This window comes from Dolichospermum lemmermannii CS-548, assembly GCF_028330815.1.
In the GTDB taxonomy this organism is placed as follows: Bacteria; Cyanobacteriota; Cyanobacteriia; order Cyanobacteriales; family Nostocaceae; genus Dolichospermum; species Dolichospermum lemmermannii.
In genome coordinates this window covers 1-20,458 of sequence record NZ_JAQMTJ010000330.1, presented here as the reverse complement: position 1 = coordinate 20,458, position 20,458 = coordinate 1, and the positions used below count along the sequence as shown (strand labels likewise).

Here is a 20,458-nt window from a genome sequence, read left to right as displayed (position 1 = left end):
GTTGCTTTATTTACGCCGTGATGTACTAGTAGTCTGTCAAATTTATTTTGACGGGTTTTTGGTAGTGCGGGCATACTATGGCTAACGCCACGCTGCGCTATCGACAAGCTCAGTACAAGTCTTGCCCGCGTGAGCGAGACGGAAGATAAAAGAAAACACGGATCAAATTTTTGTGAGGTTGGGAATAGTGATCAGATTGAAAACTGGCCACTAAATACTTGACTAGTAACTGGTAATAGGCAATAAATAATGGCTAATTGTCAATTGTTAATCAGTAAAATTCTCACCTCCAGCTAAATATGTCAGGGATAAATAATAGGCGATGGCAATGGCAAGAAATGAATCTGTAGCGAGTATGGTCATGTTTCTCTGTTTTGGTACAGCAATTTTATCTCTGGCTGTCCATTGGCAAACGATGAGAACAACAGGGCAGTTAAATCAATCTGCATCCACAGAGGTTTATCCGCAGGGTTCACCAGTGGAAATTGGGAGTAGTGCCATTGCGGCTTCTGTACCTACCTCTCCCCAAAAAGCTGCGGTGATTAACTTGGATTCTCCTTGGAAAACACAGAAATCAAGCCTGGATGCTGTTACAGATCCAGTTAATAATCCAAAGCCATCAGTACCGGACTTAAATGCAACTAAAGTAGTTGTAGATTTAAGCGATCGCCGTGTTTATGTTTCTCGATATGATGAGGTTATAGCTAGTTACCCAATCGCTATCGGTAAAAAGGGCTGGGAAACACCAACTGGCGATTTTAAAATTATCCACAAAGAACATCATCCTATCTGGCGACATCCAATTACAGGAGCTATCTTTGAGGGTGGTACTGATAGTCCTTTGGGGGATAGATGGATTGGTTTTTGGTCAGACGGCAGGAATGAAATTGGCTTTCACGGGACACCAAATGTTGACTTGGTAGGAGCGGCGGTTTCTCATGGTTGTCTAAGAATGCGTAATTCTGACGTGAGAATGCTGTATAGCCAAGTAAATATCGGCACACAGGTATCAGTTCGTGAATAAAAATATTAAGTAATTGATAATTGTCAATTAAACCGCGTTTACTTTGAAACCCATAGTTTTTTCTTAATTGGGTTTTATTCCCAAATCCTATACTGTTCCCTGTTCCCTGTTCCCTGTTCCCTTTTGAAAAACTCCAGTTTTCAACTTGGACGAGGTTTATCAATTATTGTGGCTCAAAATTAGCCGCATGGGTCTGAAGCAATGTACTAACTTGGGTTAAAACTTCATTGCCAGTGGTCTTGTTCAATGCTTGACGTTCTGGGAAGAAATCTGGTGTATCTAAATACTTACAGATGGCTTCGCTAACTTGTTGGGATATTAAAGGATCAAGTTCTGTGTTAGCTCTTTTTCGTTGATATTTCGCGCCTTCTTCCGTCGTTGCATACAGAGGAGGCAGCCTGTTCAGAGCATAGGCGGTTATATCGCCCACATCTAGAGAAATTTCGCTGGTTGCTTCAATTTCTGCTACTTTGGCAATGACGTTGATGAGTACCAATTCTTCCATGACGTTGATAAATTGTTTGCGAGGTACTGCTACTACTTCACCGGTCAACAATGCCCCCATGAGGCGATCTAAAGCCATGTACTCTTCGGTTAGCAGTTCTGAGGCGTTACCGCAAATCCGCCCAACTTCTGCTTCCATTGCTGGTGTCAAGTAACCATCTTGAAGAGCTTGTGCTACTATTTTTTCAATACTCATAAAACATTGTGGGTAGTATGGAAGGAACACAGGTTAAAAGTATATATTTCTACTTATAAATATATACTTTGCGATAGCCAAACTAAACAGATATGCTATCAATCACCCAGAATACAATAGCAGAATTAGTCCAGATTAGGGAATAAATCAGGGTTTGAAGTCCCCTATTACTGTGTTACTGAATTATTTATCTTACCAAATTATACCACTTACATATAAGTATTTTGGGTTAAAAAAGTCACAATATCAATACCTTCGCCAAATTGAAAAAAGCCTATGGCAAAGATATTGAAGATGAGAAACTTAATCAATTTGTTGAGATTTCCAAGGGATTGGATCAACAGATTGTCCGTTTACATACAAACCCCAGTGTAAGTGTGGTCCGGTAGATGCGCCAGTTGAACCGACTGCACCAATTTTTTGCCCTGCTTGCACAAAATCACCTTCTTTGACATCAATCCGACTTAGGTGCATGAAAATACTGATAACACCTTGACCGTGATCAATGCCGACTACGTTACCATGAACGCGGAAGCCTTGGGATACTGTACCAACTAAAGCCACTTTCCCCGCCGCTGGAGTAACTACAGATGAACCTGTTGCTCCTGCATAGTCTTGTCCACGATGGTAGTAGTCATTGGCAAATTCGCCATTGTAGTAGCGACGGACACCATATTTAGTAGAGGTTCGCCCCGCGTTGGGGGCGAGAAACAGGCCATGCCAATATTTTTTCGGTGTTTGTAAGGCTTTTAATTCTTTTACTCGCTTGAGTTCGTATTCGGTAGCATTAACTCCAGCTTTTCCGGGTGGTAAGGTGATGCGTTGCACGGGAAATTTGCGATCGCGCACTTTTACTGATAAGTTTTGTTCTTGTCCATCTTGGGAAATTCTGATTGTTCTCACTCCAGCTTTTTCTAAGGGAGTTGTGGGAATAAAAGAACGGTATTGACGAGGGGCAATTTCAAAAGCTGGATATGTTGTTTCCCCAACTGTTACTGTGGGGTTACTAATCTTTTCTTGGGAATCTGCCTCAATTACTACGGAAATTGTATCTCCCAATTGGGGATTTTTAGGTAATATCTGTATTTCTAAAGCTTTTGCGGGTAAGCCTAAAGCCATGGGAACAATGGCAATTATACCTATTAATATTTTGGTAGGGTTGATGATACTAAAACCTCGCAATTTATGCTGTGGATTAATAGTGTTAGTCATGGTGGTCATAGGCTAATAAACAAATTTTTGCTACTGTTAATCAACAGACCAATTTATGGTAGTTCGTGTTTCCCTACTAAGTCAACAGATTTAGCCAGTAAAAATTATGGAGAAGAAGTATTCCTCAACGCTGACCAACTACTAGCAATAGGCATTCTCCAACCAGTCCCAAAAGCGCGGTCAGTAATTTTTAATCCCGGCGCTGCTTGTCGGCGTTTAAACTCCGCACGAGATAATAATTGTAATACTCTATCTACAATTGCCGGTTCATGACCTGCGCTAATAATTTCTGTTGCTGATTGATGTTGATGAATCAAACGGTCGAGAATATCATCTAAAATTTCATAAGGTGGAAGAGAATCTTGGTCAACTTGACCCGGTTTAAGTTCTGCGCTTGGTGCTTTCGTGAGAATATTTTCGGGAATAACTTCTTTTTGTTGATGAGAATTTAACCATTTGCAGATAGAATAAACGCGAGTTTTGGGAACATCAGCAATGACTGATAAACCACCATTCATATCACCATAAAGGGTGCAATAACCAACAGCAACTTCTGATTTGTTGCCAGTAGATAAAAGTAGATAGCCAAATTTATTAGAAATTGCCATTAATAAATTACCACGAATTCGAGATTGCAGGTTTTCTTCCGCAATCCCAAATTCTGTTCCTGCAAATAATTCATCTAGGGAATTATCAAAACTTGCCATTAATTCCCCAATAGGTAAAAGTTGAGTTTGAATATCTAAATTTGCTGCTAATGTTAAAGCATCACTAATAGAATGTTCCGAACTATAGGGAGAAGGCATTAACACACCAATCACATTTTCTTTTCCTAATGCCGCAGTCGCAATAGCCGCAACTAAAGCGGAATCAACTCCTCCACTTAAACCCAATAATACTTTAGAAAAGCGACATTTACCAACATAATCTTTTACTCCCAAAACCAAAGCATTCCAAATTTCCTCATCTTCAGATTCATCAACAGGAGAAATATCACCGAAATCTAAATCTTGTTTATTGCTATTAAATTCAACGGTCAAAAAGTCAGATACAAAACCTTTTGCACGACAAACAATTTTACCTTGTTTATTTAAAGCAAAACTGCGTCCGTCAAAAACTAAATCATCATTTCCACCAACTTGATTTGTATAAATAATCGGTTGCTGAAAATTAACTACACTATGTTTTAACATCGCTTCTCGCAGATGTTGTTTACCAACAGTGTAAGGTGAAGCGGATAAATTCACAATTAAATCTACTCCTAAATTTGCTAAATCAGCAATAGGATTAACTGCGTAACTCAGCTTACCCCAAAATTCCTCATCATTCCATAAATCTTCGCAAATTGTTACACCAATTTTCAGATGATCTAATATAAAATAATTGGCTTCTAGTCCTGGTTCAAAATAGCGTTTTTCATCAAAAACATCATAAGTAGGTAATAGCCTTTTATGGAAAAATTGCTGAATTTTACCATTTTCTAATAAAGCAGTGCTATTAAATAAATTTTTTCCTCCAGAAATGTGCGCTTGGGAATTTTTAACCACAGTTCCCACCAATACAGCTAAATTTGCTGGTAAATCTTCAGCTAATTTTTGCAATGTGTTATCAATTGCTTCTATAAAACTAGGATTAACTAATAAATCCCTCGGTGGATAACCACAAATTGATAATTCAGGTGTTAATAATAAACGAACATTTTCTGATGCTGCTTGTTGTGACATTTCCAGGATTTTTTGAGCATTTCCTAGTAAATCACCAATAATAGGATTAATTTGAGCAATAGCAATTTTCATGATCATAAAAAAGAGAATAAAGAATAGATAACAATACTGTAGCCAAAAAAAGAGGATGAAGAGAGAGGGCTGATGTAGTAGAGTTATAGTCTTCCAAAACAAAAACTCCAAAACCACATACAGCCCATGTTTGATATCCTAACACTCCTGCAATGCCTGCTACCAGAAATAAAAGTGACGACTATGCGGCAGTTGAGCCAGATCATCATGGCCATGTTAGCAATCTTTCCTTTTTCATGGTTAATTTGTCCCATCATCTTTTAGCTTGTGTTCCGTCAAGATAATCCCGGTGCTGGGATTGTTGATCTTCAGGCTTACTGTCGGGGTTTTCGATATGTTCGGGAAATGTTAAAAATGCTTCCGCAACAGCCTGAGCCTATTTTATTATCCCAGATTTCTGCCAAGCTTACCTCTCTTGGTCGTATTCACAATGCTTATACAGCCGTTGAACCCTCGTAATTTGGCTACGGTATTGAGATAATCATCCGTATTTATCCGCGTGTATCTGAGTTTATCTGCGTACCCTTAGGGAAGCAAGCTACGATTATTCTTTAAATAAACACCAAAGGTTTATCTTTAAACGGTGCGAATGCTTCTTTATCAAACTTATACAAACTGGCAGGACGACCCGCACCTCGTGATACTTTAATTCCGGTATCTGATAAAAAACCTAACTTTAGTAACCGCGCTCGAAAATTAGAATAATCGGCAAAATTTTCCCCTAAAACTGTGGTGTATAGTTGATACAAATCGTTTAAGGTAAAAGTTTCTGGTAAGACTTCAAAAGCTACTGGACTATATTCTAATTTGTTTTTTAATCTTCCATGTCCATAGGTAATAATTTCATTGTGGTCAAATGCTAATTGTGGTAATTGTTTGACAGGATACCAAGCAATACCTGCGACTTTATCAGCAATTAATTCTGCTTCTTCAAATCTGACTAAGGCAAAATAACTAACTGATAAATAACGGACTCCGTAGCTATCAATTTTTTCCCTGGGGTCACGATTTGGACCACCAAAAGTATAAAGTTGTGCTAAATAAAGATTATTTACCTTTATTTTCTCAGCCATAATCCGATAAGCAGCATCTTCTAAAGATTCTCCTTGACAAACTAAAGTGCCAGGAAGACTCCAATGATTTAAAAATGGTTCTTGCTGTCGCATGACTAAGAGAACTAACAACCGATTTTGGGCAGTATCTACAGAAAAAATCACATTATCAACACCAACTTTAAAATCAGCTAAAGGTTGTTGATTTATGGGGTTTAAAATCTTTTTTTGGTTACGTATTGGCATTCGTACAAATGCTGTTGATGAATGTAGGCAATGACGGGAGGTGTGAGAGTATTAATATCTCCTTGTTCACGGAAAGCGGTAGAGGAAACATCTAAACCAATCAAATTAGCAATGGCAATTTTTCCGCCAATTTGTTTAACTTTATCTAAACCAGAATCATCTATTATATATCCTGGTCTGGGAATTACCAGTAATTGCACTTGTTGTAATAAATCTTCAACATGATACCAGCGCGGTAATTGATTTACTAAATCAGCACCAATTACTAAAGTATATTCAATATTTTCTCCCCATTTTAATTTTGCTTTACCTACAGTTTCTAGAGTTTTCCAACTACTCAAATCTTGTTCTAAGGCAATATTTTGGTTAGCAACATTGATATCTTTAATTAACAGTTCTAACATTGCTGCCCTGTGCGGTAAAGGCGTTTGTTGGGATTTTAGAGGATTATCCGCCGCCCATACAGCCACCCAATCATAATGTTTAGATAGCCACTTGAGAATTATTAAATGTCCAGCAGTTGGAGGATCTGCACTTGTACCAAATAAGGCTATTTTCATGATTTTTGATTCTGCTTTTTTGCAATTTTTAGAGTAATTTAAACGAACCACAGAGACGCAGAGGGCGCAGAGGTAAGAGAAATTATATTAATTTATCTCTTCTTTTCATTTTATTTGTCAATTTCTGTAATGGTTCTGATATTTCAATTTTGACGGAAGTGGGATTTTCTAATCTTCTTGTTTCTGCTGGTAAACTAGCAACTGATGCCGCAGTTCGTTGACGAATTATTGTTAAAGTTTCTGATGCTTGTAATTGCTTACCTGATTTCATGAATAACTGTAATAAGGGTTGGGCATTTTCAGATTTTTCTTCTGTTAAGCCTAATCTATCTTTATGTATTTTACCATCTAAGAAGGATCGAAAAATTTGTTTTTTACCTGGATAAGTGAATTTACCACTTGATTCTTTCATGACGGGAATTCCTTCAATGTCTACAAGTTTATAAACTCCATTGACTGGTGAACCTGTAACTAATTTTGTGCCTAATCCATAACTATCAATTTCTGCCCCTTCTTGCTTGAGTCGGCTAATTTCCCATTCATCTAAATCACCACTGGCGAATATTGATATATTCGGTAAGAGCGATCGCACTTGTTTTGATAAACTGACTAAATCCCCAGAATCTAACCTAACTCCAGATAATTCCATTTGGCCAGAATTGACCTTTTCTGCTAATTTTTCAGCAGCAGCAACCGTGTCATAAGTATCAATTAATAATGGCGCACCGGGAAAATATTGATGAAATGCCGTAAAAGCTTGTTCTTCACTCCCTTCTAACGCTGATAAAGCCATGACTAAAGCGTGTGCCATTGTACCACTTGGTTTTTGTCCTAGTTGTAGCGCCGCTAACACATTGGAAGTGGCATCTAAACCACCTGCCAAAGCCGCCCGTGCTGCCCATAGCGAGGCTTGGGGACTAAAAGCCCTGCGCGTACCAAATTCTAAAAGTGTGGCTTTCTCCCCAGCTATATCCCGTAATCTTGCGGCTTTGGTGGCAATTAAAGTTTGATAATTTAGAGTATTTAAAAGATATGTTTCTACTATTTGCGCTTGCCATAAGGGTGCTTCTATTCGCAGCATGGGTTGATATGCAAATACCGCTGTTCCTTCTGCAACTGCCCATACATCTCCTGTGAAACAACCTTCCCGCAAAAGTTGCCAAAAACGCTCATCTGGGTGGGTAAAAATTCCCGTTGACTGCAAAGCAGCAATTTGACTTTCATTAAAGCGGATTTTAGTCAAATACTCCAAAGCTTGGGCTAAACCCATAGCTATTAAATAGCTAAAACCATCAGGTAAGCGTTTAACAAACAATTCAAAGCTCGCTTGCTTTTGTTCTATACCTTCACCGACATAACAAGCTGTCATTGTTAGCTGATAAAGGTCTGTTAGTAAGCTGTAATCCTCACAACTGAGATTTAATTCGGGATTTTTCCTTTCATAGTCTATATCTAGGAAAGTTGTCATCTGAGATGCCCCTACCAAGAATGTCTCTTCACTTATGGTAGTATTCACCATAAATAATGTCAAGCCTTGGCTAATAAATAATGACAAATTCCTCAAAAGCCTATATTTACAAGGGAGTTAAGATATTTTTTACAATTAATTTATATTTCTTAATAGTACAGCCAGTCAATATCCAGGAGTTGGATAAGATTTTAAGAATAATTGACCGCAGATAAACGCAGATAAAAATGGATGAATTAATTAATGAATTTTATGATTCTGTGCAACTTTACATATAATAAGTTTAAGGGGTTTAATCCGAATTAGACTAACAAATGGTTTTTGTGTTTGTATGGGGAATAATTGCGTTATTATATAACAATAGAAACTAAATTTATATAGGAATAGGAAAACCAAGAAGAAATTAATACCAATTTCTTTGAAAACAGATAAAAGTTATTTCCATAGAAGGATGATATCAATTATGGATTCTGTAAGTCTCACCCACGAACAATTATCTCAAGCTATTAATGAACTTCCACTGGCAGCACTTCCTGAATTAGCTGATTTTATTGAATCTTTACTTTTTAAGCTGAATTTAACTCCTGCGGCTATTAATAATGAACCAGAGGAGAGTAATTTTTTATTAAGTATTTCTGGTATAGGAGAGTCTAGTGAACCCAATTTATCAGACAAAGATACAGAAAACGGAGAACTGGAAATTGATCCAACTAGAGGTATTAAAGAATTTAATCATGAGGTAAATAAATAATCATGACGGCTATTTTAGATATAAGTTTCTTAGTGGCAACTGTTGATATTAAGGACGAAAATTATGGGCGTATCCTTGATGTTATAGTTGATTCAAAGGAAGTATTGGTTTTACCAACGACAGTTTTACCTGAAGTTTGTCATTTGCTTGCTTCTCGGTTAGGATATCCTATAACAAGACAGGTTTTAACTGAATTAGCTAATAGTAATGTCATTATTGAAGGGATTGATAAAACTGATTTAAAAAGGGTGACGGAGATTCTAGACCAATATACTGATAGTAAGTTAAACTTTGTGGATGCAACGATTGTTGCTATTGCGGAAAGGATGAATATTACTAAGATTTTTACTTTAAATAAACCTATTTTTAGTATTATTAGTCCACAACATTGTGCCGGTTTTGAGATATTTCCTTAATAGGCTATCAATCAGATCTCCAACTTCTTAAAGAAGTCGGAGATCTTGTATTTTGTACTTATTTTAAAGGAACAATTGCACTCATTTGGTCTAAATCCAAGACTGTTGCTAATTCTGTTTCTGTCATTAAACCTTTTTCTAGAACTATTTGCCGCAGTGATTTGCCAGTTTCTAACGATTCCTTAGCTACAGCCGCAGCATTCAAATAACCAATATGGGTATTTAAGGCGGTGACTAGTGCTAAACTACCTTCAGCATAGGCTAAACAACGTTCTTTGTTAGCAGTAATTCCTTGAATACAGCTTGTAGTTAAAGCCGAAATTGTGTTACCTAAAATCTCAATGCTGTGAATTAAATTATAGGCAATGAGGGGCATCATCACATTTAATTCTAATTGTCCAGCTTGGGCAGCAAAAGCGATCGCATTATCATATCCCATAACCTGAAAACATACCATTGATGTCATCTCTGCCATCACAGGATTATATTTTCCGGGCATAATTGAAGAACCAGGTTGGACTGGAGGAAGTTGAATTTCCTTAAATCCAGTTTTGGGACCAGAATCCATTAACCGCAAATCGTGGGATATTTTCACCAAATCCTGGGCTAAATTCCGTAAAGCCCCGGAAACATTCACAAAAGCCCCCATACTTTGCATAGCAGCCATTAAATGGGGTGCAGGTTCTAGGGGAAATTCCAACAATTGCGACAGGATATCCACAACTCTTTGCCGATATTCTGGGTGAGTATTCATACCTGTTCCCGCAGCACTACCACCTAAACCCAATACCATTAAATCCCCAGCAGCAATGTAAAGACGATTTTGATGTTCTGAGAGGATTTGCGCCCAAGCACCAAAATTATCCCCTAATCGCACAGGTACAGCGTCTTGGAGGTGGGTTCTGCCAGATTTGACGATATCTTGAAATTCTATAGCTTTTGCCTCTAAAGCCGAAATTGCCTGTTCTAAAGCTGGTTGTAAAGTGCGAGAAAGTGCCAATAAGCCACCAATGCGAATGGCTGTGGGGATAACATCATTGGTAGACTGTCCATAGTTTACATGATCATTGGGACTAACGAGTTTGTAATTACCTTTTTGATCACCGAGAATTTCTAAAGCGCGATTTGCCAAAACTTCGTTAATATTCATGTGGTGAGAAGTTCCTGCACCGGCTTGATAAACATCAACCACAAACTGATCTCGTAATTCACCTGCTAGGATTTCATCAGTGGCTTGAATAATCGCTTTACTGATATCTGCGGGTATACAATCTAATTCTCCGTTGACAATAGCGGCAGCTTTTTTAATATATAAACCAGCATCTATATAAGTGGATAAAGGTTTAATGCCACTAATGGGGAAATTTTCAATAGCCCTTTGGGTTTGAATCCCATAATATACGTTGTTGGCAATTTGGCGATCGCCCATCGAGTCTTTTTCAATGCGAAAATCTGAATTGTTAGTCATATAAGTCGAGAATGGGAACAAAAAGAACAGGGAACAAACTTGTTTTTAACTCAATTGTTATATGGGAAAAAGTGCAAAATTACGGCACATTTCAGGGAAATGAGGGACAAAGTTGACATAGTATTAATTTTTGACAATGCAGTAGGATAGTATCATGGGATTAGCTGTAACTTAACGTACCTGTTCACAAACTGTCACAATAGTTGTTACCAGCAATACACAATATTTGGTATGCTTACCCGTACTAATGTGATTTTTTAGTTAGGGAATAGGTAATAGGCAAATGGAAAGATCAGTCATGAGTAAGTATTCTTTCCACTTACCTCTTCCCCAATCACCAATTATCCACTACCTCTTTCCTTAACTACTACATGAATCTAAATCAAGTTAAATCCATCCCCAAATGGACACAATTACCATCTCCATCCATATTTTGTGCAGAAGTATCTATGCAATTGAGTATAGATACATCCGTTGCCCAATTACAACAGCAGGTAGAATATTTACAAATCCAATTGGAGTCAGAAAGACAGGAACATATTCAAGAAATCCAGCAAATTCAGAAATTTCAGACGTTACTTCAACATATTACTGAACACATCCGCGATAGTCTAGATGATCGGAAGATATTAACAATTATTACTCAAGAATTAGTTGATTTATTACAACTTAATCGCTGTCAAATTGAACTTTATAATCCCTGTTTAACTTCTGCCACAGTTACCTATGAATATAGTGCTACTTTACCCCATTTTCAAGGCTTAACCACAGTAATCGCTGATTTTCCTCAAATTTATCAATCTCTATTGCAAAAACAAATTTGGCAATCTATAGAAATTGTCCCAGGACATTATTCTGGATTACAGATGATGAATCAATTAGCTTGTCCAATTTTTGATCATCTAGGCATTTTGGGTAATGTTTGGCTAATTCGGCATACAGAGGCAAAATTTGGAGAACAAGAAATATCCTTTTTGCAGCAAATAGCTAATAAATGTGCGATCGCAATTCGTCAATCTCGACTACAGGCAAAAACCAAAGCGCAGATTCAGGAAATAGAAAAACAAGAACGGCAAAAAAATGAATTTCTCAAACAGCTTTCCCAAGAGTTACGCACACCGATTACTAATATTAATCTTGCTGTGCAAACATTAGAAAGTCTCATGACACCAACGGGAATTTTAGATATAGAAATAGGATCTCAACTATTACAAATTCTCCATCATGAATGTGGACGAGAAAATAAATTACTTAATGATCTTCTCAGCTTTGCATATCTGAAAACCCATTCGGAATCTCCTACTTTAATTACTATTGATTTTCCAACTTGGTTATCTCCCATTATTGAATCTTTTCGAGATGTTACCAATTGTCAGCAACAACGGTTACACCTGGATATCTCCACAGAAATTCCCCCTTTCTCCACAGATATCACTGATTTAGAAAAAATTATTACCTTGCTACTCAACCAAGCTTGTCAATGCGCTCCCGCAGGTGAATCAGTTACAGTTACCGCCGATTTAAATGCAGCCACGGTAGAATTAAAAATCAGTATTTCTGGTGTAGAGATTCCTCACCATGAACTATCACAAGTCTTTCAGCCATTTTACCGCATTCCCAAACATTCCTCATGGCAAGCACAGAACACTGGTTTAGAGTTAATTTTGGTAGAGACAATGGTACAGCGTTTGCATGGATTAATTCATGTTGCAAGTGCAAATAATCGCATCACGTTTATCATGCACTTTCCCCTGCGACTAGTTTTTTAGCTGCAACTTCCAACTAAAAAAAATATCCCAATCCTGAGTATAAATGTAGGGGTTTAGCAGTGCTAAACCGTTACTCAGTGTATTTGCGGTATGTGGGATAAATATTGATTTATTTTGGTAATTGGTAATTTTATTGGTTACAAATCCGATAATTGTCTAGAAAAAAAATATTGATTTTTGTCTTATTTACATCAAAATAGTCAATATTATTTGAACTTTGTCCAAGTAAGAAATAAAATACTTATAATATCTTTTTAGTTAAGTAGGATACTGAATATGAACGCCCAAGCCAAGAATTTACAGACTTTATATGCTAAAACTCGCTTACTGCTTGCATTGTGGGATTTGGGAGGAAGTCAGCAGAAAGTGGCTAGGGGTAAATTGACGAAGCGGATAGACTCCAAGAGTCAGAATAAAGCGGATTATCAAGCTATTTTAGAGGATTTAGAAATGCAGGGGGCTGTTACTGTTACTAAAAAGGGATCTTCAACGAGTTATACTCTCACGTCACCGACGGGCTTAGATGTGTTAAAAGCGGGTTTGCGTAGTGATGAGTTTGAGTTTAATACCAATCTTGGTGCTTGGGTAGGAAATTCTTTGTTGCGATTGTTTCGTGAGGTTGATGTTGTAGTAGCTGCGCCGGTTGCGTCTGGTGGTGCGGTGATTGGTTCTTATGAGGAGTTTAAATCTGTTGCATTGGATGTTTATGACAAGTTGAATTATGAACACAACCTGAATAATTTAGTACCTATTTATCGGATTAGAAGAGTAATAGGAGAACGAGTTAAGCGAACAGAGTTTAATAATTTTCTATTAGAAATGCAAGCTAATGATATTTTTCAACTTCAAGGGGGAACAGTAGAAGACAATGCACGGGACAAAATAGAAGATTCAGTCACTACAGAATTAGATGGATTACGTTGTTATGCCAGACTTTTGAAAGCTTAAACTTTATTTCTTCAATTCTTCACACATTAACCTCATAATACTATGACTACTAACATATCTAACATTGATGAATTGATTAAAACTCAAAACCCATTTGCAGGACATCTTGTTGTTAAACCGCAGCAAATATGGGGTAAAAGTTTTCCTGATGTACCCTCAATTAATGCTCATGCGTCTAATGCAGTATTTGATGCGGTTGAAAAAATCTGTAAAGGGCAGCGTACAACAGTAGGTATTACGATTACAGCCGAAAGAGGATTAGGGAAAAGCCACATTATTAGTCGAATTCGCCATCAATTACAGACTAGGGAAGATAGCTTGTTTATTTACATGAGTAAATATGACAACTTAAATCAAATTAAATATGAATTTTTACAAAGCATTGCTTCTAGTCTCAGAGCATTTAGTAATCAAAAAGTGATGCAGTGGCAAGAAATAGCAACTGCTTTAATTAACGAATCAAGAAAATGGAATCATCCACCAGAAAAATATATTAGTAATAAATTCTCTACTAAAGTAGTGGAACAGTTAACAAAAGAAATTTTGTTAATCAGGACTAATATTAATAATCCTTACATAGTGAAGGCAATCTTGTGGACACTTTCTACAGATTATGTTGTTTATGCAAATCGCTGGCTATCCGGTTTAGAACTAACACCGGAAGAAGCTAAAGCAATGGGCTTGCCAAATCCAAAACAAGCAGATAGAGAGATTGAATCCTTACGGAATGTTCGTCAAATTTTAGATATCACCAGCTATTATAGAGTTCCGGTGATTTGTTTTGATGAATTAGATAATGCAGATGTTGCTGATAATGGTTTGACAACAGCACAAGTTATTGGAAGCTTGGTTAAGGATTTATATAACAATATTAAAAGCGGTGTTTTCCTGCTGGCAATGTATTCCGAAACTTGGAATGATCAGATTAGATTTTTGCCACAAGCTGAAGCAGCAATTGATAGATTAGTAAGTGAAAAATCTGATAGGCAACCAATTGAATTACAGGGCTTAAACTCTGATGAAATTGTTGCTTTGGTTAAAAAATGGTTACAAGAATTTTATCAAGAGCATCAACAAATACCTCCTCATCCTCTCTACCCATTTAATGAAAATAAACTTAGAGAATTTGGTAAACAGAAACCTACTATTAGAACAGTTTTAAAATGGTGTGGTGAGAATTTTATTCCGGCTATTCCACCTCCTTTGAATCCGGTTAAAGGATTTTTTAAAAGTGAGTTAGCTAATATTGAGACTTCTATTAATTCACTGATAGATGATGAATTAGCAATTACAGCGGCTTTAAAAGTAGGATTTCTTGGTTTGGCTAAATATGGAGTAGAAGTAGAAAGCGTGAAAATTGAAGGAGTTGAGGAAATTATCACAACTAAAGCAGATCAAGGATATCTTAATTTTCGGATTGTTGGTAATAATAGAAAAGTGAAAATAGGAATACTTATTCTACAACGACCTAGCGGAGCATTTATAGGTGCAGCATTAAAAAGATTGATTCATTACGAAAAATTTGATTTTACTCGTGGCTGCTTAATTCGCTCTAAGAAAATTAATCCCGGAGCATCAGTACCTCAACAATGTTTAAAAAATTTAAAAGAACAGACTGGAAAATGGATACTATTACGAGGTGAAGATATTAAATCTCTTTTAGCTATTTCATCTATTTACTATAATTGTAGAAATTATGAACTGACAGAAGAGCAAATTTTTGAATTTATCAAGGAGGAGAAGATAGCAATTAACAATCCTTTAATTCGAGAAATATTATGTAATCCTTCTGGACAAGAACCAACTGATTTAACTGGTTATGGATTTCCTGTTGCAATTCCTAAGTCTATTGATAATGCTGAATAATATCAAACTAAAGCTATAGCTAAATAGAAATGAATCAATCGTTTTCACTTCCAAGAGCATTGTGTTTACCCGTGCCTGATATTGAAGCCTTGATACAGGGACGCACAATTGCAGCTTTACCCAGGCAGTTTATTCATCCTGGGCAAAGATTTTCTCTTTATCCTGTTGACAATACAGGGAATGTACTTTTAATTAAAGTTTGGGCTAAATGTCAGCATTGTCATACTATGGATAAAACAACACCATTAAATACATTAGATGTTTTATCTCAATTAACAATCTGGAATTTAGAAACATTCGAGGAAATAATACAGAAACATCAAAATATTTTTCTGGCTTACTTGCGCGTTTATCATTTACCTGAACCTTTGGAAATTCCAGCTATTCCGAATATTCAAGATAAGTTAGGTAAATTTGTAGGTTTATCTAATATTTCTGGTTCTGAAGATAAACCCGTATTAAGTGATCAGGTATTTGTTCAACGTAAACAACAACTAGAAAAACGAGAACCTTCTTTATATCCTGAACTAGAAAAATTACAAAGTGCGTTATCACAAATAGCCAATAATAACCCAGCAGCACAACAATTAGACAATGAAATCAAAGTATTTTTAGGTTGGAGTAATGCACCAACTACAAATACAATAGATGCTGATTTAGATTGGATAAAAACAATTACATCTTTAGGAGATAGAAGTATAGAAAAAGATGATACTACAAGCAACTATCAAGCAGGTACAAATTTTGAAATTGTTACACGCAAAAGCCTTAATTTTTTAGGATTTAAAGTAGAGGAAGATCACAAAGGTGGTGCTGGAGGTTTAGATTTATATTGTTCACAACCTTATTCTCTAGTTTGCGAATGTAAAGCAGGTAAAAGCATTCCTCATAACACAGTAGAAGAATTAGATAGAATTGGTAAAAGACATCTTCAAGAAAATTATCTTCAAGCTGTGCGGTTAATTATTGGACCTGGTGAACCTACTAAAAACTTGAAAGAATCTGCTCAAATCTCTAAAGTCAGTATTATCAAAGCTATGACATTACAAAAATTAGTTGAACTCAAAGCAAAATATCCCGGTGCGATAAACTTAATTGAATTAAAGCAATACTTAGAACCGGGACAAATAGATGATAAAATTAACGAATATATAGATAAAATAGAAAAAGAGATAAAATTGCGATCGCATATTATCCAACTCGTCAAAAAACATCTAGAAAAAACAGGTACTAAAGATGCTCAAGTTAGTAATCTTTGCATAGCATATCTTTATGATCATCCACCACAAAACTTAGAAGATAAAGAACTATACGACATTCTCATAGAACTATCATCACCATTAACAGGCTACTTGGGAAGAATTAAAGAAGATTTTTGGAAAAAAGATCGCTTTTACTACCTGCGCGACTTACCAATTAATTAAAAATAACTCTTTTCTCTCTTCTTTTCTTACCTTCGCGCTCTTCGTTGCTATCCCTGCGGGACGCTCCGCGAACGTGGTTTATTTCCCCAAAATTATTCATCCCAAAGTCAAAATACCAGCTTGAAAATTCACCACCAAAGGCAAAAACTCCAACCACCTTGAACCCAATAAAATCTCCGTTAATTCATCTCCAGCATAAACAGGAATTTCATACTCTTGATTATCCAAAATCACTTTACCTAAATATAAATCAAAAGCTTTTTCTCCTTGGGCTGTGATCAATTCTTGTTCACGAATAAACTGCCAATTTAGTGCTTCTAAATCTTGTTTATTAATTGCTAGAAAACCTGTAAAGCCAGTATCTAACATGGTCTCTACAGGTAAATTTAAACCATCAGCATTAATCAAATCAATTTCAAAAAATAGCTGTCCCCCATCACCAAAATAACCCTCTATCATATTCTCCCAACTGCTCCAATTTCATTCAGCCGAAACATACAATGTACAGCATGAGGGTGTTTCTCTCGCGCTTGCTGACTAGCAACTTCTATATCTTGATCAACAAAATAATCACCACTATCAGGTTCTACGGCAATATACCAATTATAATGTTCTTTGATCAACTCAGGACGAACACGCTCAAAAATTGCCCGACAACGTTTGTGAAATGCTTCTCTTTCCGCTTCACGTCTAGCTAATTCTTCCGGTGATAAAGTCAGTTCAGGGAAAATTCTTCCTCTTCTTGCTGGTTGTTTTGGTGTTAGTTGAGTCATGTTTTTAAACCCCATTTCTACTATGATAATAATATCAAAAAAATCATCCCAAAGTCAAAATACCAGATTGAAAATTCACCACCAAAGGCAAAAACTCCAACCACCTTGAACCCAATAAAATCTCCGTTAATTCATCTCCAGCATAAACAGGAATTTCATACTCTTGATTATCCAAAATCACTTTACCTGAATAGATATCAAATCTTGACTCTCCCTGTGCAGTGCGTAAACGTTGCTTGCGTATAAATGACCAATTCAATCCTTCTAAATCTTGTTTATTAATAGCCATAAAGCCTGTGAATCCAGTATCAAATAAAGCATCTACAGGCAGATTTAAGCCATCAGCAGTAATTAATTCAATTTCAAAGAAAAGCTGCCCCTCATCACCAAAATAACCCTGTATCATATTCTTCCTGTTACCCCTGTTTCATTGATGCGAAATAGAAAATGTATCACATTAGGATGTTTCTCCCGTGATTTTTTACTAGCGACTTCCATATCCTGATCAATGAAATAATCACCGCTATCTGGTTCTACAGCAATATACGAGTTATAATGTTCTTTCATCAATTCAGGCAGTAATCTTTGAAAAATTGCCCAACAACGTTGATAAAATTGTTCATCTTCTGCTTTACGTTTAGCTAACTCTTCCGGTGATAAAGTCAGTTCAGGAAAAATCCTTCCTCTTCTTCTTGCTGTTTGTGGTGTTAGTTGAGTCATGTTTTTAAACCCCATTTCTACTATGATAATCATATCAAAAAATCATCCCAAAGTTAAAACACCAGCAGAAAAACCATCTTTATGAACCTTTCATTATCAGTCCTGATAGAATCTGCAAAAGCTGGAAAACTCATTAGTTTCCCCACAGATACCGTCCCCGCATTAGCCACCATACCAGTACAAGCAGAATTAATTTATGCTGCGAAACAACGCAGTTTTGATAAACCTTTAATTTTAATGGCTGCCAAAGCCGAAGATTTATGGGATTATGTTCAAGGTAGCCAAAGAGAATATCAAATCTGGCAAAAAATTGTTAATCAACATTGGCCAGGTGCATTAACTTTAGTTTTACCAGCTAGTGACAAAATTCCCACCGTCATGAACCCTGTTGAACCAACTACCATTGGGATTAGAGTCCCAAATCATCCAGTTGCTCAAACTATTTTGGCGCAAACTGGGCCAATGGCGACAACTAGCGCTAATTTATCAGGACAACCAGCTTTAGAAACCAAAGCAGAAATAGAAGCTCAATTTCCAGAAGTTTTAACATTAGAATCAACAGAATACCAAGGTTTGGGAATACCTTCCACCGTTGCTAAATGGACAGGGAACAATTGGCAGATTTTACGACAAGGTAGTATTAAATTAGATAATTATGAATTTTAGTAATTGGCTATATTTAGGAGCAGGAATAGGATTAGGAATAGGTATTTGTAGATTATTCCTTCAGCCTACAAAATCTGCATCCATTCCCATTCAAAATGCTCCACAACAGCAAGAAAACCAACTTTTACAAGAATTGAAACAAACTCAATTAGCCTATTATCAGTCCAAAGAAATGAGTCAGTTTCAAGCAGGTTTTTTAGCCCGAATTAGCCATGAATTGCGATCGCCATTAGGGAGTATAATTGGCTTACATCAATTGATTTTGACAGATTTATGTGACAATCCCCAAGAAGAACGGGAATTTGTCGGACAAGCTCACGAAAAATCTCTCAAGTTATTAAAACTAATTGATGAAATTCTGAATGTTTCTAAAATTGAATCTGGTAGAAATAAATTAGATATTGAAACTTTGCAATTATCTAAATTTTTACAAGAAATTTATAACTTAACTTATCTATTAGCAGTCAATCGTAATTATCCTTTTACTTTATCACCACCAGATCCAGAAATTTACATTTTGGCAGATTCCCGTTGGCTCAAACAAGTATTAATAAACTTGATAGATACAACAATTGCTCAAATGGAAGCAGGGAATATTTATCTTTCTAGTCATCTACAACCTACAGATAATTATGTAAATATCTGCTTAGATGTACCCACTGAAACTGTAGTTACAAGTGAATCTATAGATTTGATGATAGCTGAAAATCAGACAACTCAGAAAAATATAGTTCTGTCACCAGGAATGAAACTTTCACTTCATCAAAGTTTAGTAGAATTGATGGGAGGAAAGTTAGAAATTTTGCCTTTTCCCACCAATCAGGAAGAAAAATCACAGTTAACAAGATGGCAAATATCTATGCCTCTAACGACTCCTGAAGTTGAATCTCTCCAGGAACAAAATCAAAATTAGATTGATTGTATAGCACCATTGTTGTTGTGTTATTTGCTTGAAAACCAATCTTCTCATAAAATTCCTGCTGGTGAGTTGTCATCAAATACACACGCTCTACTTTTTGCATTCGCGGATGACTTAAAACAGTTTCTACCAACTTGCTACCTAGTCCATTACCTTGATATTCTGGATGAATGACAACATCCCAAATTGTAGCGCGATAGATACCATCAGAAGTCGCTCTTGCAAAGCCAATTAATAATTCCTTCTCCCAGACAGAAATCACAGGTTCACTATTAGCAATAGCTATACCCCAATCCTTAATACTTCGTCCTTTTGCCCAAAAAGCGGACAGATTAAACAGTTCTTGGAGTTGGTAAAGATCAATATCCGCATGACTGTGGCTAAATTGAATCTGAGAATATTTCATCTATAAACACCCACTTATCCTAAGATATTTGTTTCTGTTATGGCATATTTTCCTAGAAATTACTAAACCTGTATATGTATATGCAACAGTTCAATTAAAAATTAAGAATTAAGAATTAAAAAACTCTTTTTTATTCACCAAATAGAACGAAAGGCACGGAAGCCACTTGGCAATAGATGCGTGGAGGAAGTGCCAACGGCGAATTTATTCGCGGTGACATGATAGAATTAATTAGCAAGTAGGAATAACCATCAGCGCAAAGAAGTGTTTTATT

21 protein-coding genes and 1 pseudogene are annotated in these 20,458 nt (G+C 36.4%); 10 read left to right on the top strand and 12 right to left on the bottom strand.

All coding sequences use genetic code 11. The annotated features are described in order from the left end of the window. Positions 1 to 322 precede the first annotated feature (322 nt). Positions 323 to 1,024 carry a L,D-transpeptidase gene (locus PN450_RS23880; RefSeq protein ID WP_148765666.1) on the top strand — a complete coding sequence of 234 codons (702 nt, stop codon included), beginning with the start codon at positions 323 to 325 and terminating at the stop codon, positions 1,022 to 1,024. Between the two features lie 163 nt (positions 1,025 to 1,187). On the opposite strand, the gene PN450_RS23875 is transcribed toward PN450_RS23880, so the two are convergent. The 3 genes from PN450_RS23875 to PN450_RS23865 form a co-directional block, all read right to left on the bottom strand. After that, positions 1,188 to 1,724 (bottom strand): late competence development ComFB family protein, encoded by a 537-nt coding sequence (locus tag PN450_RS23875; protein WP_271837775.1) that lies wholly within the window; start codon positions 1,722 to 1,724, stop codon positions 1,188 to 1,190. A 303-nt stretch (positions 1,725 to 2,027) separates the two neighbouring features. Further along, positions 2,028 to 2,945, bottom strand: coding sequence for a M23 family metallopeptidase (locus tag PN450_RS23870; protein WP_271837774.1), 918 nt, complete (start codon positions 2,943 to 2,945; stop codon positions 2,028 to 2,030). A 95-nt stretch (positions 2,946 to 3,040) separates the two neighbouring features. Beyond that, the gene (locus PN450_RS23865; RefSeq protein WP_271837773.1) at positions 3,041 to 4,732 is read right to left on the bottom strand and encodes an NAD+ synthase; all 1,692 of its coding nucleotides are present in this window, start codon (positions 4,730 to 4,732) and stop codon (positions 3,041 to 3,043) included. Positions 4,733 to 4,944: 212 nt separating this feature from the next. Between PN450_RS23865 and PN450_RS23860 the strand changes: the two are divergent. Then, positions 4,945 to 5,191 (top strand): annotated as a pseudogene (locus tag PN450_RS23860) (IS4 family transposase); the annotation flags it as partial. Positions 5,192 to 5,283: 92 nt separating this feature from the next. Here PN450_RS23860 and PN450_RS23855 read toward each other — a convergent pair. From PN450_RS23855 to PN450_RS23845, 3 genes are all read right to left on the bottom strand, one after another. Then, positions 5,284 to 6,030 carry an NUDIX hydrolase gene (locus tag PN450_RS23855; RefSeq protein WP_148765658.1) on the bottom strand — a complete coding sequence of 249 codons (747 nt, stop codon included), beginning with the start codon at positions 6,028 to 6,030 and terminating at the stop codon, positions 5,284 to 5,286. Next, positions 6,000 to 6,590, bottom strand: a complete 591-nt coding sequence (locus tag PN450_RS23850; protein WP_213798224.1) for a nicotinate-nucleotide adenylyltransferase — start codon at positions 6,588 to 6,590, stop codon at positions 6,000 to 6,002. Before PN450_RS23850 ends, PN450_RS23855 begins: the two co-directional genes overlap by 31 nt. An 82-nt stretch (positions 6,591 to 6,672) precedes the next feature. Then, positions 6,673 to 8,058 (bottom strand): nicotinate phosphoribosyltransferase, encoded by a 1,386-nt coding sequence (locus PN450_RS23845; protein WP_271837776.1) that lies wholly within the window; start codon positions 8,056 to 8,058, stop codon positions 6,673 to 6,675. Between the two features lie 463 nt (positions 8,059 to 8,521). Here PN450_RS23845 and PN450_RS23840 point away from each other — a divergent pair, with 463 nt between their 5' ends. Further along, complete coding sequence (locus PN450_RS23840; RefSeq protein WP_148765654.1) at positions 8,522 to 8,809, top strand: hypothetical protein; 288 nt, start codon at positions 8,522 to 8,524, stop codon at positions 8,807 to 8,809. 2 nt (positions 8,810 to 8,811) lie between these two features. Then, positions 8,812 to 9,225 carry a type II toxin-antitoxin system VapC family toxin gene (locus PN450_RS23835; RefSeq protein ID WP_271837772.1) on the top strand — a complete coding sequence of 138 codons (414 nt, stop codon included), beginning with the start codon at positions 8,812 to 8,814 and terminating at the stop codon, positions 9,223 to 9,225. A 58-nt stretch (positions 9,226 to 9,283) separates the two neighbouring features. Here PN450_RS23835 and PN450_RS23830 read toward each other — a convergent pair whose 3' ends face one another. After that, entirely contained in the window at positions 9,284 to 10,693 is a 1,410-nt protein-coding gene (locus PN450_RS23830) for an aspartate ammonia-lyase (protein WP_271837771.1), read from the bottom strand. 371 nt (positions 10,694 to 11,064) lie between these two features. Between PN450_RS23830 and PN450_RS23825 the strand changes: the two genes are divergently transcribed. The 4 genes from PN450_RS23825 to PN450_RS23810 all read left to right on the top strand — a co-directional run bounded on the left by PN450_RS23825 (position 11,065) and on the right by PN450_RS23810 (position 16,700). Then, positions 11,065 to 12,462 carry an ATP-binding protein gene (locus PN450_RS23825; protein WP_271837770.1) on the top strand — a complete coding sequence of 466 codons (1,398 nt, stop codon included), beginning with the start codon at positions 11,065 to 11,067 and terminating at the stop codon, positions 12,460 to 12,462. 276 nt (positions 12,463 to 12,738) lie between these two features. Continuing rightward, positions 12,739 to 13,410 carry a hypothetical protein gene (locus PN450_RS23820; protein WP_271837769.1) on the top strand — a complete coding sequence of 224 codons (672 nt, stop codon included), beginning with the start codon at positions 12,739 to 12,741 and terminating at the stop codon, positions 13,408 to 13,410. 42 nt (positions 13,411 to 13,452) lie between these two features. Further along, positions 13,453 to 15,276, top strand: a complete 1,824-nt coding sequence (locus tag PN450_RS23815) for a P-loop NTPase fold protein (RefSeq protein WP_271837768.1) — start codon at positions 13,453 to 13,455, stop codon at positions 15,274 to 15,276. 29 nt (positions 15,277 to 15,305) lie between these two features. Continuing rightward, on the top strand, positions 15,306 to 16,700 hold the full coding sequence (locus PN450_RS23810; protein WP_271837767.1) for a DUF1802 family protein: 1,395 nt from the start codon (positions 15,306 to 15,308) through the stop codon (positions 16,698 to 16,700). Between the two features lie 96 nt (positions 16,701 to 16,796). Here PN450_RS23810 and PN450_RS23805 read toward each other — a convergent pair whose 3' ends face one another. From PN450_RS23805 to PN450_RS23790, 4 genes are read right to left on the bottom strand one after another with little or no spacing between them, the layout of a single operon-like run. Beyond that, a complete protein-coding gene (locus PN450_RS23805) occupies positions 16,797 to 17,159 on the bottom strand; it encodes an aspartyl protease (RefSeq protein ID WP_271837766.1) in 363 nt (120 codons plus the stop codon). Beyond that, positions 17,156 to 17,473, bottom strand: coding sequence for a hypothetical protein (locus PN450_RS23800; protein ID WP_271837765.1), 318 nt, complete (start codon positions 17,471 to 17,473; stop codon positions 17,156 to 17,158). The genes PN450_RS23805 and PN450_RS23800 overlap by 4 nt, the downstream gene beginning before the upstream one ends. Before the next feature lie 43 nt (positions 17,474 to 17,516). After that, positions 17,517 to 17,879 carry an aspartyl protease gene (locus tag PN450_RS23795; RefSeq protein WP_271821741.1) on the bottom strand — a complete coding sequence of 121 codons (363 nt, stop codon included), beginning with the start codon at positions 17,877 to 17,879 and terminating at the stop codon, positions 17,517 to 17,519. Continuing rightward, positions 17,876 to 18,193 carry a type 2 periplasmic-binding domain-containing protein gene (locus PN450_RS23790; protein ID WP_271821740.1) on the bottom strand — a complete coding sequence of 106 codons (318 nt, stop codon included), beginning with the start codon at positions 18,191 to 18,193 and terminating at the stop codon, positions 17,876 to 17,878. The genes PN450_RS23795 and PN450_RS23790 overlap by 4 nt, the downstream gene beginning before the upstream one ends. A gap of 81 nt (positions 18,194 to 18,274) precedes the next feature. On the opposite strand from PN450_RS23790, the gene PN450_RS23785 reads away from it, so the two are divergent. Both PN450_RS23785 and PN450_RS23780 read left to right on the top strand, forming a co-directional pair. After that, on the top strand, positions 18,275 to 18,859 hold the full coding sequence (locus PN450_RS23785) for an L-threonylcarbamoyladenylate synthase (RefSeq protein ID WP_271837764.1): 585 nt from the start codon (positions 18,275 to 18,277) through the stop codon (positions 18,857 to 18,859). After that, positions 18,849 to 19,772 carry a sensor histidine kinase gene (locus PN450_RS23780; RefSeq protein WP_271837763.1) on the top strand — a complete coding sequence of 308 codons (924 nt, stop codon included), beginning with the start codon at positions 18,849 to 18,851 and terminating at the stop codon, positions 19,770 to 19,772. The genes PN450_RS23785 and PN450_RS23780 overlap by 11 nt, the downstream gene beginning before the upstream one ends. Here PN450_RS23780 and PN450_RS23775 read toward each other — a convergent pair. After that, positions 19,717 to 20,184: a GNAT family N-acetyltransferase gene (locus tag PN450_RS23775; RefSeq protein ID WP_015083543.1), complete on the bottom strand. Its 468-nt coding sequence runs from the start codon at positions 20,182 to 20,184 to the stop codon at positions 19,717 to 19,719. The two genes, PN450_RS23780 and PN450_RS23775, sit on opposite strands and share 56 nt — an antisense overlap. Between the last annotated feature and the right edge of the window lie 274 nt (positions 20,185 to 20,458).